This is a genomic window from Alloalcanivorax xenomutans, from assembly GCF_900217905.1.
Classification (GTDB): domain Bacteria; phylum Pseudomonadota; class Gammaproteobacteria; order Pseudomonadales; family Alcanivoracaceae; genus Alloalcanivorax; species Alloalcanivorax xenomutans.
The window spans coordinates 16,962-31,672 of record NZ_OBMO01000029.1; the positions used below are offsets into that span (position 1 = coordinate 16,962).

Annotated in this window: 12 protein-coding genes; 7 read left to right on the forward strand and 5 right to left on the reverse strand. The window is 64.6% G+C overall.

The genetic code is table 11. The features are described from left to right. Positions 1-14: 14 nt before the first annotated feature. Complete coding sequence (locus CRO06_RS18540) at positions 15-497, reverse strand: hypothetical protein (RefSeq protein ID WP_022995294.1); 483 nt, start codon at positions 495-497, stop codon at positions 15-17. 149 nt (positions 498-646) lie between these two features. On the opposite strand from CRO06_RS18540, the gene CRO06_RS18545 reads away from it, so the two are divergent. Next, a complete protein-coding gene (locus tag CRO06_RS18545; protein ID WP_097059110.1) occupies positions 647-1,375 on the forward strand; it encodes a dienelactone hydrolase family protein in 729 nt (242 codons plus the stop codon). Positions 1,376-1,451: 76 nt separating this feature from the next. On the opposite strand, the gene CRO06_RS18550 is transcribed toward CRO06_RS18545, so the two are convergent. The 3 genes from CRO06_RS18550 to CRO06_RS18560 all read right to left on the reverse strand — a co-directional run bounded on the left by CRO06_RS18550 (position 1,452) and on the right by CRO06_RS18560 (position 5,874). Further along, positions 1,452-2,102, reverse strand: coding sequence for an alpha/beta hydrolase (locus CRO06_RS18550; protein ID WP_022995296.1), 651 nt, complete (start codon positions 2,100-2,102; stop codon positions 1,452-1,454). A gap of 16 nt (positions 2,103-2,118) precedes the next feature. Beyond that, positions 2,119-4,992 carry an RNA polymerase-associated protein RapA gene (gene rapA / locus CRO06_RS18555; RefSeq protein ID WP_097059111.1) on the reverse strand — a complete coding sequence of 958 codons (2,874 nt, stop codon included), beginning with the start codon at positions 4,990-4,992 and terminating at the stop codon, positions 2,119-2,121. Between the two features lie 87 nt (positions 4,993-5,079). Further along, positions 5,080-5,874 (reverse strand): helix-turn-helix domain-containing protein, encoded by a 795-nt coding sequence (locus CRO06_RS18560; RefSeq protein WP_022995298.1) that lies wholly within the window; start codon positions 5,872-5,874, stop codon positions 5,080-5,082. A gap of 80 nt (positions 5,875-5,954) precedes the next feature. Between CRO06_RS18560 and CRO06_RS18565 the strand changes: the two genes are divergently transcribed. The 6 genes from CRO06_RS18565 (at position 5,955) to murI (ending at position 13,592) form a co-directional block, all read left to right on the forward strand. Beyond that, complete coding sequence (locus CRO06_RS18565; protein WP_022995299.1) at positions 5,955-6,353, forward strand: hypothetical protein; 399 nt, start codon at positions 5,955-5,957, stop codon at positions 6,351-6,353. Between the two features lie 48 nt (positions 6,354-6,401). Further along, positions 6,402-6,761, forward strand: a complete 360-nt coding sequence (locus CRO06_RS18570) for a DUF4345 family protein (protein ID WP_097059112.1) — start codon at positions 6,402-6,404, stop codon at positions 6,759-6,761. Between the two features lie 45 nt (positions 6,762-6,806). Then, positions 6,807-6,962, forward strand: a complete 156-nt coding sequence (locus CRO06_RS20110) for a hypothetical protein (protein WP_179746658.1) — start codon at positions 6,807-6,809, stop codon at positions 6,960-6,962. 324 nt (positions 6,963-7,286) lie between these two features. Then, on the forward strand, positions 7,287-8,165 hold the full coding sequence (locus CRO06_RS18575) for an alpha/beta hydrolase family protein (RefSeq protein WP_097059113.1): 879 nt from the start codon (positions 7,287-7,289) through the stop codon (positions 8,163-8,165). Between the two features lie 94 nt (positions 8,166-8,259). Then, positions 8,260-12,807: a tetratricopeptide repeat protein gene (locus CRO06_RS18580; protein WP_097059114.1), complete on the forward strand. Its 4,548-nt coding sequence runs from the start codon at positions 8,260-8,262 to the stop codon at positions 12,805-12,807. Beyond that, the gene (gene murI / locus CRO06_RS18585; protein WP_097059115.1) at positions 12,804-13,592 is read left to right on the forward strand and encodes a glutamate racemase; all 789 of its coding nucleotides are present in this window, start codon (positions 12,804-12,806) and stop codon (positions 13,590-13,592) included. The genes CRO06_RS18580 and murI overlap by 4 nt, the downstream gene beginning before the upstream one ends. Before the next feature lie 101 nt (positions 13,593-13,693). On the opposite strand, the gene CRO06_RS18590 is transcribed toward murI, so the two are convergent. Then, positions 13,694-14,407: a Crp/Fnr family transcriptional regulator gene (locus tag CRO06_RS18590; RefSeq protein ID WP_097059116.1), complete on the reverse strand. Its 714-nt coding sequence runs from the start codon at positions 14,405-14,407 to the stop codon at positions 13,694-13,696. Positions 14,408-14,711 lie beyond the last annotated feature (304 nt).

Genomic DNA, 14,711 nt, shown 5'->3' on the forward strand with positions numbered 1-14,711 from the left:
CCTCCGTGGTTTCGTTAGCGGGTCAACTGGAAGATGTCGATGATGGTCTGGGTGGCGTCCAGGACACGAACCACCTCATTGTCGATGACATAATCGGAGTAGCCGTAGCCACCGCGATAGCCGTCTCCGTAGTAGCTGTTGGGCAGGCGGTAGCCGAACCGGCGGAGATCATCGGACAGGCGGTGTCCGGACTGCAGTTTCTTGCGCCATCCCGGCGGCAGTTCGCCGGTGCGGGCCAGCTTCTTGCGCAGTCCCGGCGGCAGATCCGAATGGGAAGGGTAGCGCTGATAAAAGCGGCCAAGCCGGTCCCGCTCATCCCGGGAGAAGCGGTAGTCGCGCCAGTCACGATCGTTATGGTACTCGATCCGTTTTTCCACCTTATGGGGTTTGCCGTTGTGCTTGTTGCCGTTCCCGGCCCAGGGGGGCGGATCCGCCTGCGCCGCGCCGGTGACCAACAGGGCGCCCACAGCCAGTGTTGTAATCAGTTTGCGGCCCATGGTTGCGTCCTCCTTGTGGATTCTGTGCAATGTTCGTTTCTCCAATATAGAGCCGGATGGCGTTCGAGAAAGTGTGCCAGAGCCCGGGATTACGAGATTTTATCTTTGCCACGGTGTTATCGCGCCGTTTGATATGACGGGAGAGGAATATGTCGGAAGTTGAAGTGCGGACCGTGTCCTATGAGGTGAACGGAGCCCCCTTCGAAGGGCGGCTGCTGTATCCGGCGGAGGGTAAGCCTGACCGGGCCCTGCTGATGGCGCCGAACTTTTACGGTGTCAGCGATGCCGCCGAGAAGCTGGCTCGGGAACGAGTCGGAGAGCGCAATGTCATTCTGGTCCTTGATCCCTACGGTGTGGAGGTGCGCCCCGCCAGCGCAGGGGAAGCAGCGGAGGCCATGGGCGCGATCCGCAACGACAACGCCGCGCTGCGTGCCCGGTTGCGGGCGGCGCTGGCTGTGTTGCGCGAGGAGGCGGGCAAACTGGGCGTGGCCGAGGACCGGGTGGCGGTGTTCGGTTTCTGTTTCGGTGGTGCCTGCGCTTTGGAGTTGGCCCGCGATGGCGCCCACATCCGGGCGGCGGCGTCGTTCCACGGCCTGCTGGAGACGCCGGAGCCGGAGCAAAGCGGTCCGATCCGCGGGCCGGTGCTGGTGATGAACGGCGCCGACGACCCCATGGTCAGCGCCGAAGCGATCGCCGCCTTCAAGGTGGAGATGGACAACGCCGGCGCCGACTGGACCTTTATCAATTACGGTGGGGCGGTGCACTCCTTCACCGATCCCAACGCCAGCAACCCGGGCACCAGCGAATACAACGCCAAGGTGGCGCGGCGGGCGTTTGCCGCCATGGACGACCTGTTCGATGAGGTGTTTACCGACTGAGCCGCTGTGGGAAGCTGCCTTGGCGGCGAATCAACGTGTAAGCAGGGCCTGACCCACAACGGTGGGGCAGCGGTGGTCAGTCGAGCACGCTATGCAGGAACGCGGCGATGTCCTGGATCTCCTCCAGACACACCGCGTGCTCCATGGGGTAGGTTTTGTAGTCCGTGGAGTAACCTTTGGCGGTCAGCGTTTCCGCCGCCCGGCGGCCGCCTTCCTCGGGCACCATGGGATCGAAAGTACCGTGGGCGATGAAGATCGGCAGGGCCTGATTGGCATCGCTGAATTGGATGCTGTCGGCGGTGGCGAAGTACGTGGACAAGGCCATCAGGCCGGCCAGCCGTGCCGGATGGCGCAGAGCCACCTCATAGGCCACCGCGCCGCCCTGGGAAAAGCCGGCCACAACAATGCGTTCGGCGGGAATGCCGCGCTCGATCTCACGTTCGATCAGGGCGTCGATCCGGGCCGCCGAGCGGCGGATGCCGTCCTCGTCGATCGGCCCGCCGCCGCCCAGGCTGATGATGTCGTACCAGGCCGGCATGACCATGCCGCCGTTGACGGTCACCGGAATTTGCGGTGCGTGCGGAAATACGAAACGGGTGCTCTTGCGTGCCAGCTCCGGTACCACCGGCTCGAAGTCATGGCCGCTGGCACCCAGGCCGTGCAACCAGATCACGCTGGTTTCAGCGGGCTGCGGCGGTTCGATTTCCACACAGGGCAGATAGCTCATTCCGGCACTCCTTAACTCAGTTTCCGGCAACGATCACACGGACCGCTTCCAATTGCACCCGCGCCTGGTCCAGATAAGCGGCCAGGGCCCGGGTCTGCGTTTCCAGGAACTCGATCTCTTCGTCACGCACCGCCGGGTTCTTCTCGCGGAGTGCCTTGAGCCGGGCCAGCTCCGCTTGCTGATGGCGGTTCATCGCTTCGCGGGCGCTGTTGATATGCTCTTCTGCTGCTTCCCTGGCCCGTGATTCATTGGCGCGCAGCAGCTTTTCGAGTAGCGCCTTCTGGCTGCCAACCACTTTGCGGGCCAGCGGTTTTTCCAGCTTGTGGCACTGCCGGCACAGGCCCGGGAAGTCGATGGCCTGGGACAGATCACGCCCTTTGGGATCAAGCAGATGGCGGATCGTCACGGTGGGCAGGAAGCGGTCCAGCTGCAGATGCCGGGGAGCGCTGCACGACACTGTATAGATGGTTTCCACCAGCAGGGTGCCAGCGGGGATTTTGGGGTTCTTGAGCAGCGCCACCGAGGCCTTGCCTCGGGTTTCGGTGAGCAAGCGGTCCAGCACGCCGGTGACCATCGGGTGTTCCCAGGTCAGGAACTGCATGTCGTCCCGGGCGATGGCGGTGCCGCGCTGGTCGGTGACGGTGATGCCTTCTTCCGGCAGACCGGGGAAGGGTTCGCGCAAATGCGGCGCCGGCTTCAGAACCCAGGCGTGTTCGGAGTGGTCTTCCTGATCGACGCCGTAGTGTTCGAACACCTCGCCGAGGAACGCCATGGGCGTTTGCTCATCTTCCTGGGCCAGTTGGTCGCGCAAGCCGTCGGCCTGTTCACGATCGCAGGATGCCATTTCCAGCAGGCGGTCCCGGCCTTCCTCCAGGCGTTGGCGCAGTTCATCGGTGACCTCCCGGGTTTGCGCCAGCAGGGCGGAGACCTTGGTGTCATCGTCCGGGGCGCGCAAGGCCTGTTCCAGGGCTTCCCCGCAGCGCTGGCCTATCTCGTGACCGGCGGGATTGGTGTGCTCGAACGCGCCCATGCCTTCGTGGTACCAGCGGAACAGGACTTGCTGGGCGTGGGCCTGGAAATGCGGCACGTGAATCTGAATGGTGTCGGTCTGGCCGATGCGGTCCAGGCGACCGATGCGTTGCTCCAGCAAGTCCGGATTGCGCGGCAGATCGAGCAGCACCAGATGATGGGCGAACTGGAAGTTACGGCCTTCGGAACCGATCTCGGAGCAGATCAGGGCCTGGGCGCCGTCCACTTCGTCGGCGAAAAAGGCGGCGGCGCGGTCCCGCTCGATCAGATCCATGTCCTCATGGAACACCGCCAGATTCAGCCCCAGCTTGTAGCCGCAGTGGGCGTGCAGGTCGATGGCGGTATTGCGATGCGCGCAGATCACCAGCACTTTTTCACCACGATGCTGCTTGAGGAACTGCTCCAGCCAGTCGGTGCGCGGATCCTCCGCGCACCAGCGGTCGTCCCGGTAAGCGGTTTCCGGGTACAGCGCCAGCTCCAGATCCTCGTCCTCGTCGAGGCGATAGGCCTCCGGCAAGGGCAGCGGGTAACCCTGAACCCGCCGCTCCGGGAAGCCGGCCACATTGTGCCGGGTGTTGCGGAACATCACCCGGCCAGGCCCGAAGCGGTCCAGCAATTCGCCAAGAATGGCGTCACGGCGGCTTTCGTCGATGTCTTCGCCGGGCAGCCAGTGGGCGGCACTTTCGCGCAGTGACGCCGACCAGTTGGGTTCGTCATGCAGGGCGCCGGCCAGTTCCGCCACCTGCCGATACTGCTGTTGTTCCTCGATGAAGGCGTCCAGGCTCGGGTAGCGGTCCGGGTCCAGCAGGCGCAGGCGGGCAAAGTGGCTTTCCAGACCCAACTGCTCCGGTGTGGCGGTGAGCAACAGCAGACCACGGGCCTGACGTGACACCTGTTCCACCCGGCTATAAGCCGTGGAGGGCTGTTCCGGGCTCCAGGCCAGGTGGTGGGCTTCGTCCACCACCAGCAGATCCCATTCCGCCTCCGCCAGCAGATCGATGTCGCAGCCTTCCAGGAAGGTGGTGCTGCACAGGACCAGTTGTTCGGACAGAAACGGATTGTCCTGGGTGGCCGACTCCTGACCGGTTTCCTCGGCGATGATATCCGCCAGCATGTTCTTGATGCTGGCGGCGCTGGAGGCACCGAGCGCCTCCAGGCGGCTTTCATCGAAAATGCTGAAGCGCAGATTGAAGCGCCGTGCCATTTCCACGAACCACTGATGCACCAGGGCATCGGGCACCACCACCAGCACTCGCTGCGCGCGCCCGGTATAAAGTTGCTGATGCAGAATCAGGCCCGCCTCGATGGTTTTTCCCAACCCCACCTCATCGGCCAGCAACACCCGCGGTGCGTAGCGGCGCGCCACCTGCTCGGCGATATACAGCTGATGGCCGATCAGATCGATACGGGCGCCACGCAGCCCCTGCAGGGGAGACCGTTCGCTCTGGGCCTTGGCCTGCAGTGCCTTGATGCGCAGTTCGAACCAGCGATTGGAAGACAGCTGGTTGGCCAGCAGGCGTTCCTGAGCACCATTGAGGGCCAATTGATGGCCGAGATGGGACTCGGGTACCGGCTGCACATTGTCCGGCTGATCCACCGGATGGGCGTGATAGACCAGCAGCCCGTTGAGGTCATTGACCGCCTGAACTTTCAGTTCCAGGCCGTCGTCGGTGGTCAGGGTCTCGCCCACATCGAAGGTGACCCGGGACAGCGGCGCGTTATTTTTGGCGTAGGTCCGCTCTTCTTCCACCGCCGGGTAGTGCACGGTGACCAGGCGGTAGTCCACCTCCTTGATCACGCCGAGACCCAGCTCGGTTTCGGATTCACTTAGCCAGCGTTGCCCGGGAACAAATTCGGTCATGGATATGCGATCGCCTGGATGGTTGCGGGGGCGGGCGATTATACGGGTTTGTGGCGCCGGCTTCGATGCGTGTCGGTGAAAAACGAATCAACCACCGCCGTTCTCGCCCGCCTGTGTCCTGAACCACCGCGCCGTCGCCTCATCGGCGGGGAAATATTGTTCTATGCGCAACTCCTCCATCACCACGTCCACCGCGGTGCCGAAACTGGCCAGGGTGGAGAAGGCGTTCAGACGTTGCCCGCCGATGTTCAGCACCAGTGTCAGCATCGGGTCCGTACTCACTGGCATGTCCACCGGAATCCGGCTGAGATCGGCCAGCGTCGCCAGACGACGGTGCAGGCGGTGCAGTGCCGGGTCTGGTCGCGCATGCAGATCGCGGCGCAGATGGCGCAGCAGGAACGATGCCACCACCGGCCAGTTCTCGATGAACGGGCGGAAGCCGTCGGGATGAAATGCCAGTTCCATGATATTGGTGGTTTCCGGCAGCGGGCCGCGCTCCGCCACCATGGCCGCCACGATACGGTGCTGAGCCGGATTGGCCAGCAGCAGGTTCCAGTGCGCGTCCAGCACCACCGCCGGATAGGGCAGGTGGTTCTCCAGCATCAGATTCAGCGCCTGCCGCACCGGGGCCATGGCGGCCTCGTCCAGGCGGGTTTCGCCAAAGGCCGGCGGATGGCCGGCGGCGGTGAGCAGGTAATTGGTTTCCCTGAGGCTCAGATCCAGCGCCCCGGCCAGCCGTTTGAGCATGTCCGCGCTCGGGCGGGAGCGGCCATTTTCGACGAAACTGAGATGGCGGCTGGAAACGCCGGCGTTATTGGCCAGTTCCAGTTGGCTGATGCGTCGAGTGCGGCGCCAGTCCGCCAGTATCGTGCCTGCCTGCATGTGATTACCTCCGAGGTAATTGTTTTGATTACCCCTGGCGGGGATTCTGACTCTATCAGAAACCACGAAGGAGAATGATCATGCCCTGGCAATCCTTGAAATCCGCACTGCTGTTCAATGCCATTGTCTGCGCCGTGTTCGGCGTTCCCCTGGTTACCGCCGGCGCCTTCTTCGCCGGTCTGGCCGGCGCTCATGCCGGCGCTATCCCGGTGTGGCTGGCCACCGCCGCTGGTGCCGTGCTGCTGGTGTTGGCGGTGGATCTGGCCTGGGTCGCCACTCGCCGGCCGATTCCGCGTCTGCTGGCGCGATTGTTGACCCTGGCGGACGCCGCTTTTGTCGTGGCGATGCCGGTGGTGATGCTGGTGGCGGCGCCCTGGCTCTCCAATATCGGTCAATTGCTGCTGGCGGACCTGGTGCTGATCACCGCTTTCTGCGTGTGGTGCCAGTGGCGGGGCCTGCGGCAGCCGGCGCACGCATGATGTCCTGGGGCGGCGTCCTGGCGCCGCCCCGTTCACGGAGGATCCGCCATGATTCTGTTACTGCTTCCGGTGGCGATGGTGTTTCTGGTAATGGGGCTTGTCGCTCTGGCCCGCCCGCCAATGGTGCTGGCGTATTTCGACGTTCATGCCTTGACGGCGCCGATGCGCAACGAAGTGCGTGCGGTGTATGGCGGTTTCGGCATCGCCATCGCCATACTTTTGCTGGTGGCCTGGGTGTCGCCGCTCTGGCGCGACGGCATTACCGTCACGGTGGCGGTGGCGTTGTTGGGGATGGCGGCGGGGCGTCTGGTTTCCTGGGCGGTGGACCGGGTCCTGCCGAAATGGCCGGCGCGGTTTCTGCTGCTGGAACTGGTGATGGCGGCGATGTTGGCGGCTGTTGCGTGGTGAGCGGGGCGGCTATGCTGAGGGGCTCTAACCTCACGAGGCCCGGCCATGGCCGATATCCTGCCCTTCACGAAACCGGCGAAAAAGAAAGTCGCCAACAAAAGTCTGTGCTGCCACGGCTTTCAAGAGCCTGTTTACGATCTATTCACCGCCGCGCCGGAGTTCATTTTGTCGTCAGGTCGTGATTTCGATTGTGCGGTGTAGTCAATCTACATAAACAAGCGTAATCGCGATCTGGCGGCAAAAGGGGCCCGGCCCTTCGGGTTGCGCTGGAAAAGCCGCCAGACGACGCCCCGGCCTTTGCCTTTGGCCCACCAAAGCCTGCAGTCCGCGACGCCGTCTGGCGGCTTTTCCAGCAGCAACGCGGTGGCGAATAGATCGTAAACAGGCTCTATGGGTGGTGGCGAAGGACACCACCTTTGATTCCAAACAGGGGCGACTGGTCACCCTCTACCGGTGCCAGCGTTGCGGCAAGACGAAAATCGAAGCGCGCTGAGGAGGCCCTCTCCCGGCGTGGGGAGAAAGGGGATGAACGAAGCACGGTCGGTACACATCGATAACGGGAAAGGCTATGCGGTGCCGGTCACCTGGGTGGCTGGTGGTGGCCCGGTCTTTCTGGTCATGGGCGCTCTCGGCGTGGCCGCGCCCTTCTACGACAAACTGGTGGCGGAGCTGGCCGCGCGCGGCTGGTCGGTGGCGCTGATGGAGCAGCGGGGCCTGGGCAGCAGTGCTCTGCGTCCCTCAAGACGGCATAACTGGGGTTTTCGTGACGTCGTCGAGGACGACGTGCCGGCGGTGCTGGACTGGATCGCGAAGGAGGCGCCGCGGCAGCCGGTTTACCTGTTCGGCCACAGCCTTGGCGGCCACTATGCGGCGATGTGCGCGGGTCTCTACCCGCAGCGTTTCGAGGGTATCGTCATGTGCGCCTGCGGCAGCCCCTGGATCTCCGCTTATCAGGAAGCGGACCGCCGCCGGGTGCAACGGCTCACCCGCCTGATTCCGTTGTGCCACTTGCTGTTTGGCTATTACCCCGGTGACCGCCTCGGTTTCGGGGGGCGCGAGGCGCGTGGTGTGATGAGCGACTGGCGTCACCTGGCGCTGACCAATCGTTATCGGGTCGGCGCCGATGACCGCCGGGTGGATCAGGCCCTGGCGGACTACACCGGCCCCGCCTTGATGTTGCGTATGGAGAATGACCCTTTCGCCTCCGCCATCGCGGTGGATTCGGTGTTAAGGCGCTTTCAGCGTCATCGCCCGGAAGAGCAGGTGCTGAGCGCTGGCGAATTGAATGACAAGGCGGACCATTTTCGCTGGGCACGACGGCCGGCGGCGGTGGTGGCGCGTCTGGCGCGGTGGCTGGAAGCCGACCAGACAGGGCCCGCCGGAGTGGTCGCGCGCCAAATCTGAGACCACGTTCCCACAACGAACCGCCGCATACGGTGCGGTTCTTGTCTCGCACGGCTAACATGTCCCTCTTTTTTAAAGGCAAGGGGAGGGGAGCGTGCAGCAGGGAGTCACCGAAACCACGGATGCGTTGTGGCAAGCGCGCCAAAAGTACCAACAGGGGCTGTACCGGCAGACCTTCGATATTTTGCGTCGCGAACACGGTGAACCGGCTCAATGGCGAGACCCGGAATTGCAATTGCTGGGCGGCCGCACGCTGAACCATCTGGGCCGCTCCCGTACCGCCCTGGCGCTGATGCAGCGCGCCTGGCGCGGCGCACCGGAGCGGCCGCGCCAGCGCTATTATCGCGGTTTTCAATTGCTCGGCCGGCGCGGGCCCTGGGCGGCGCTGCGCTTCATTCAGCAACACGGCGAGATTCTGTGCGAGGACGACCCCCATCTGCAAGGGCTGTGGCTGGGTCATTTCGCTACGCTTTACAGCATCTACCGCGATTGGGAACGCAGCCACGAGTTCCTCGAACGGGCCCTGGCCCTGCATCCGGATTCCTCCTGGTTGGCGCTCGAGCACGCCGTTATTTTGCAGCGGGAAGACCGTTATCCGGAGGCCATGGCGGTATTGGAGCCGTGGCTGGCGTCACCCGCGCCACCGCGTCCGGTGGTGGCCGCCGGGGCCGAATTGCTGTTGCTGCTGGACCAGCGGGACGACGCCGTGGCGTTGCTGGCCAAGCATGCCCCCCGCATGGAATCGGTGGAGCTGTGTCTGCGTCTCTATGATCTATTGCTGGAAAATGGCGAGCGCGACGCCGCCGCTGAAGCGCTGCAAAGAGCCCGCTCCCTGGTGCCGGAACTGCCGGGCACCGTGGACCGGGAACTGGTCTACCGGGAGTTCGAGCTGCACTATGAGCGCGGTGAGCTGGATCAGGCGCTGCAGGCCGCCGACGAGCTGAAGGATCCGTTCGTGGTCAGTGTCCGCGAGCGCCTACGTGAACGTCGTGACCAGCCGGCGGAGGCGTTGTTGCCGGTGGCCTTCGTGCGCCAGCATCACATGACCTGCGCGCCCGCCACTTTCGTGGCCCTGGCCCGCTATTGGGGGCACCAGTTCGACCACCTGGAGGTGGCGGAACAGATTTGCTACGACGGCACGCCGGCTTCCACCGAGCGGCGCTGGATCAGCGAACTGGGCTGGCATGTGCGTGAATTCGAAATGGATCACGACATCATTCGTGCCCTGGTGGATCGGGGCGTGCCGGTGGCGCTGTCCACGGTGGAGCCGGGCAGCGCCCATATGCAGGCCATTGTCGGTTACGACTTGCGCAAGGGCGTGTACAAAATCCGTGATCCGTTCTCGCCGCTGATCAGCGAAATGCTGATGGACGGTGCCGCCAAACGCTACGCCGCCACTGGCCCGCGCTGCATGGTGGTGGTGCCATCGGATCAGGCCGGGCGGCTGGAAGGCATTGAGCTGCCGGCGGCACGTCTGTACGACCACTACCATGATCTGCAACTGGCGCTGGAGCGGCACGACCGGCCGGCGGCGGTGACGGCGCTGGAACAGTTGCGCCAGGAAGGCGCCGAGCACCGCCTGGTGCTGTGGGGAGAGCGCAGCCTGGCCGCCTATGACCACGACGCGCCGGCCTCATTGAAGACCCTGGATGCGCTGCTGGAACGCTATCCGGAAGACCTCAACCTGATCGCTTCACGGGCCGATATGCTTGGTGAGCTGGGCCGTTTCCAGGAGCAGCGTACCTACCTGCGTGAGCAGCTGGAGGCGGGCCACAGCCATCCGCTGCTGATCCAGACGCTGGTCCATGCCCTGCGCCACGACTATCGGGTGGCGGAGGAAACCCACCAATGGCTGGAGCGCTTGTTGCGCTTGGAGCCGACCCGAGCCACCGCCCTCTATTCCCTGGCCGGGCTCAACTGGGACGAGGGCAAACGCGAGCAGGCGTTTGAACTGTATCGGTTGTGTGCCTGCCTGGAAGACAAGGTGGAGCGCTACGCCCAGAGCTACTTCAAGGCGGCCCGCTTTCTGCGCCAGACCGACCAGGCTCTGGACTGGTTGCGCCGCCGCGCCGACCGGCTTGGACCGTTGTCCGCCGACGCCCGGGTGACGCTGGCGTTGATGCTGGAGCAACTGGATTTGAGCCGCGAAGCCGCGGAGGTGTTCGAGCAGGCGCTGAACGAGCATCCGCGCAACGTGTGGCTGGTCAATGAAGCGCTGATTTTCTATCAGAGCCGCTCCGATCTGGAACGCGCCCGGGCGTTACTGGCCCAGCGCCGCGCCGATCTGCCGGAAGCGATGGTGCTGGAGTTCGAGGGGGATATCGCCCGCCAGGCCGGAGACTTGGAGCAGGCGAGTGTTCACTTCCGGGCGCTGCTGGCGCTGCGGCCGTTCCACACCGGCGCGCTGCGCTTCGTTGCCGGGCAACTGCGGCGCGACGACAGCCTGGAGGCGGCACTGGCGTTCATCGACCGCCAGGGCAGCCTGAATCCCCATGATTACGGTATTCGCGGCGTCAAGCTCGACTTCCTCGAGGCACTGCCGCCCAGTCAACGCTGGCCGCAACTGGAGGCGTTGGCGGCGCAGGCCGGGGACGACAGCCGGGTGGCCCAGGCCATGGCCGATTGTGCCCTGGAGCGCGGCGATTACGCTCAGGCCCTGCGTTTCGCCAGCAGGGTGCTGGCGGAAGCCCCGGACGACCATCGGGCTCTGGTGATCAGCGCGCGCGCCCATCTGCTGGCCCAGGACAACGACGCCGCGGCACAGGCCTTCCGTGCCGCTATCCGGGCCAGCGTGGATCGGCCGGATGCCTTTCACGGCTTGCTGGAGTGTTATCCGGACGTGGCCGCCAAGCGCGAGGCGCTGGGCTTCATTCATCGGCAATTACTGGAACAAGTGACCTTCGGTGACGGTGTGCAAGCGTTCGTGGCGCTGGCCCGCCGTTTCCTCACGGATGAGGAGGTGGCGGCGTTCGTGGATCAGGTCATCGCGGAGCGTCCGGACCTGTGGCAGAGCTGGCTCGCCGCCGCCCATTTTCATCGCGATGTACGCCATCTGGACCGCGCCCTGGAGTGCATTCAGGAGGGCTGCCGGCGGTTCCCGCTGATCCCGCGCCTGTGGCTGGAAAGCGGTCGTTTGCGCTTGCTGGCGGACGACACCGAAGGGGCCGAGGCCGACCTGACCGAGTGTCTGCGGCAATCGCCGGACTGGGTGCAGGCGGTCATTTCCCTGTCCGATGTGCTGGAAGTGCGGGGCGACTTCGATGCCTCCGAAGGACACATCGACCGCGCCTTGCGGCGCTTGCCCCGGGAAGGCCTGCTATTGGGCTACAAGTCCGATCTGCTGTGGCGGCGCGGGCAGCGCGAGGAGGCCTTCGACACCATGGTCCGTGCCCTGGCCGAGACCCCGGATTACCATTGGGGCTGGGACAAGCTGGGTGAATGGGCGCGGGAAACCGATCGCCGTGGCGAGGCACTGGCGCTGGCGGAACGTCTCGCCAACGAGCAGGAGAGTAACGCTGATTTGTGGCGCCACTGCTATATGCTCACCGACGAGCAGGATCAGGAACTGGCGTTCATCGAACGGGCACGGGCGCTGCGCCCCCACGACCCCTCTCTGGTGATCGACCAATGCGAGGTGCTGCACCGGATCGGCCGGGAAAAGGAGATCGAGCCGCTACTGTCACGGGACTACTGGCGCGGGCCGCCGCCCACCGAGGTGCTGGGCTTCACCGCCTGGCTGCGTCATCAGCAGGGCGATCGCGACACCGCCATCAGCATGATGCGGGATCAGGTGCTGCGCGATGATCCGGCATTCTCCCGTGGCTGGCGTCTGCTGGCCACCTGGTACAAGGACGCCGGTGAAGTGGAACCCTGTCTGCACGCCAGCCGCCAGTTGGTGGCACTGCAGCCGGGGCATGCCGGTGCCCTGGTGGAAGCCGCCGAACTGATGCTGGAGGTGACCGAAGGCGACGCCCGGCGGGCCATCGAGGAGGAAGTGTCCGATTACCTGGAGCGGGCCCTGGCGCGGGACTATTCCGACACCTATATTCAACTGACGCTGCTGGACCACTATATGGACAGCGGGCACCCCGAACGGGCGCGGGAACTGATGACCCGCATCCTGGTCGACGAGGGCAATGTGTTCGTGCGCGCCCGGCAGTTGCGGCTGGCGCTGGAGTCCGCTGAGCTGGACGCGGCCTGGCCGTTGTATCAAAGCGTGGTCCGGGACTGGCGCGATAACAACTGGTTGCTGCTGGAGCCGCTGGCATGGGTGGCGGCCGCCGGCGCCGATGCCCGCCAGGCGCTGTGGCGGTCGGTTCCGGACTGGCTGGCCGACCCCGACATGCCCGACGCCGTGGTGGTCGTCTGGGCCCGGGCCCAGGCGCTGGCCGGCGTATCCGGCGATGAACTGCTTGCTAACCTGGAGCGGCTACGCCGCGATCCGCGGCGCGGCGGGCTGTTCGGTTTCGCGCTGGAGTGGCTGCTGGACAGTGACGAGATCGATCCGGCGATACGTCTGCGTCTGGTGCGTCGCCACTGGTGGCGCCTGCGCGGTCAGGAACGGGTGGCCAACGCCGCCAGGCGCTTCCTGGCCGGGCAAAAGCACTGGCTGTGGTGGCTGTGGCTGCGGGTGGTGCTGTGAGCCGCCCGGTGTTGGTGTTCGATTCCGGTGTCGGCGGTCTGTCGGTGGTGACCGCCCTGCGCCAACAGGTGCCGGGCCTGCCGCTGGCTTATGTCTGTGACAACGCCGCCTTGCCCTACGGTACCAAGCCGGATTCCTGGCTGCTGCACCGGATCGTCGACGTCTGCGTGGCGGCGGTGGCGGCCAGTGACGCCCGGGTGCTGGTGGTGGCCTGCAATACCGCCAGTACTCTGGCGCTGGAGGCGTTACGTGAACGGCTGGCGATTCCGGTGGTGGGGACGGTGCCGGCGATCAAACCGGCGGCGCAACTGAGCCGCACCGGAGTCATTGCCTTGCTGGCCACCACCGCCACCGTGACGCGTCCCTACACCGACCGTCTGATCGAGGAATTCGCTGGCCACTGTACCGTGGCGCGCGTCGCCGCCGACCCGCTGGTGGCCCAGGCGGAACGCTGGCTGGCCGGGGAGCCGCTGGACGCACGGGTGCTCGCCGAGTGTCTGGCGCCTCTGGCGGCGATTGCCAGGCTGGATACGGTGGTGCTCGGCTGCACGCATTTCCCGCTGCTGCGGGAATCCCTGGCCGCCGTGGCGCCAGGACCCGTGCACTGGATCGACTCCGGCGACGCCATTGCCCGGCGGGTGGTACAGGTGGTGGGGGAGGTGCCCCTGCCGACGGTGTCCTCCGGCGCCTTCCTCAGCTGGGCCACGGCGCCGGAAAAACCCGGCCTCGCCCGCGCCTTCTCCGGATTCGGCTTCCAGCCACCGGGAAAAATCAGTGAAAAGTGAGTAGTGAACAGTTAATAGAGAAGGTCAAAGCATTACCCCTTACGGGGCCGTTCCAGGGTTTTCGCTGTTAACTGTTCACTATTAACTATTACCTGCTTTCCCTATTCCCCATAGTCCCGCAGTGCTTCCAGGTCCTGGATGTTGATGCGGCCGTATTCCACTTTCAGCAGGCCGTTGGCTTCCAGCTCGCGCAGGGCCTGATTGGCGCGCTGGCGTGACATACCACACAGTTGCGCCACATCTTCCTGGGAGACCTTCAGGCTCAGGGAGCCATTGGGGTAGAGGTAGGAATTGAACAGCGTGGCCAGGCAGCGGGCCACCCGGGCCTCGGGGCGCAGCATGCGATCGAAGCTGACCATGGAGATGAACAGGCCGAGGCGCTCGTTCAGTTGTCGCAGCAGGAAACGGTTGAAGGCGATGCTGTTGTCCAGTAACCAGGTGAAAGTGACGCGGGGCATCAAAGCCACCCGGGTCTGGCCCACCGCGATACCATCATAGCGGCGGGGCTCGTCCTTGAGTAATGAGCCTTCTCCGAACCACCCGCCGGCATTGACCCCGGTAAGGGTGATCGCCTTGCCTTCCGGCGACAGCACACTGAGCTTCACCAGCCCCTGAATCACGCCGATCCAATGGTCCGCCGGGTAACCTTGATGACAGACATACTCCCCCGGGCCCACCTCCCGCTCGGTGATCTGACTGCGCACGTGATCCAGTGCCACGGAATCCAGGTTCTGGGCCCAGATCGAGTCGCGCAGCATGCTCTCCACGTCGCTGTGGGAGGTGGTGATGTCATCGCTATGATCTTTGACGGACATGGTGTTGTAATCCCGTACTCCGGTCTGAAAAAGAGCTTCTTTCCCAGATTGTCGCGGAAACGACAGCTTGGTGCAGCCAGTCGATGATATAGATGGTCATGCGCTGATGCGCCGGCCCTGGATGATCCCGCGGACGCCGTTGTGCGGACCGCTTGCAAAAGGCCGTCAGGCGGGTAGCCTGAAACAGAAAAGAGTAAGTATAAGAACGGTTAATAACAATAACGTCGTGGTCCGAGCGGCCACGCAAAAGCTGGAGGTGAGAGCCTTGACGTGTATCCCTCGTTTGGCGGGCACTGGTGGCGTC

Excerpts from the sequence above, each read along its gene's own strand:
- CRO06_RS18570 (WP_097059112.1), top strand. The coding sequence starts at position 6,402 with ATGATTCTGTTACTGCTTCCGGTGGCGATGGTGTTTCTGGTAATGGGG.
- CRO06_RS18545 (WP_097059110.1), top strand. The coding sequence starts at position 647 with ATGTCGGAAGTTGAAGTGCGGACCGTGTCCTATGAGGTGAACGGAGCC.
- CRO06_RS20110 (WP_179746658.1), top strand. The coding sequence starts at position 6,807 with ATGGCCGATATCCTGCCCTTCACGAAACCGGCGAAAAAGAAAGTCGCC.
- CRO06_RS18575 (WP_097059113.1), top strand. The coding sequence starts at position 7,287 with ATGAACGAAGCACGGTCGGTACACATCGATAACGGGAAAGGCTATGCG.
- CRO06_RS18590 (WP_097059116.1), bottom strand. The coding sequence starts at position 14,407 with ATGTCCGTCAAAGATCATAGCGATGACATCACCACCTCCCACAGCGAC.
- rapA (WP_097059111.1), bottom strand. The coding sequence starts at position 4,992 with ATGACCGAATTTGTTCCCGGGCAACGCTGGCTAAGTGAATCCGAAACC.
- CRO06_RS18560 (WP_022995298.1), bottom strand. The coding sequence starts at position 5,874 with ATGCAGGCAGGCACGATACTGGCGGACTGGCGCCGCACTCGACGCATC.
- CRO06_RS18565 (WP_022995299.1), top strand. The coding sequence starts at position 5,955 with ATGCCCTGGCAATCCTTGAAATCCGCACTGCTGTTCAATGCCATTGTC.
- CRO06_RS18540 (WP_022995294.1), bottom strand. The coding sequence starts at position 497 with ATGGGCCGCAAACTGATTACAACACTGGCTGTGGGCGCCCTGTTGGTC.
- CRO06_RS18550 (WP_022995296.1), bottom strand. The coding sequence starts at position 2,102 with ATGAGCTATCTGCCCTGTGTGGAAATCGAACCGCCGCAGCCCGCTGAA.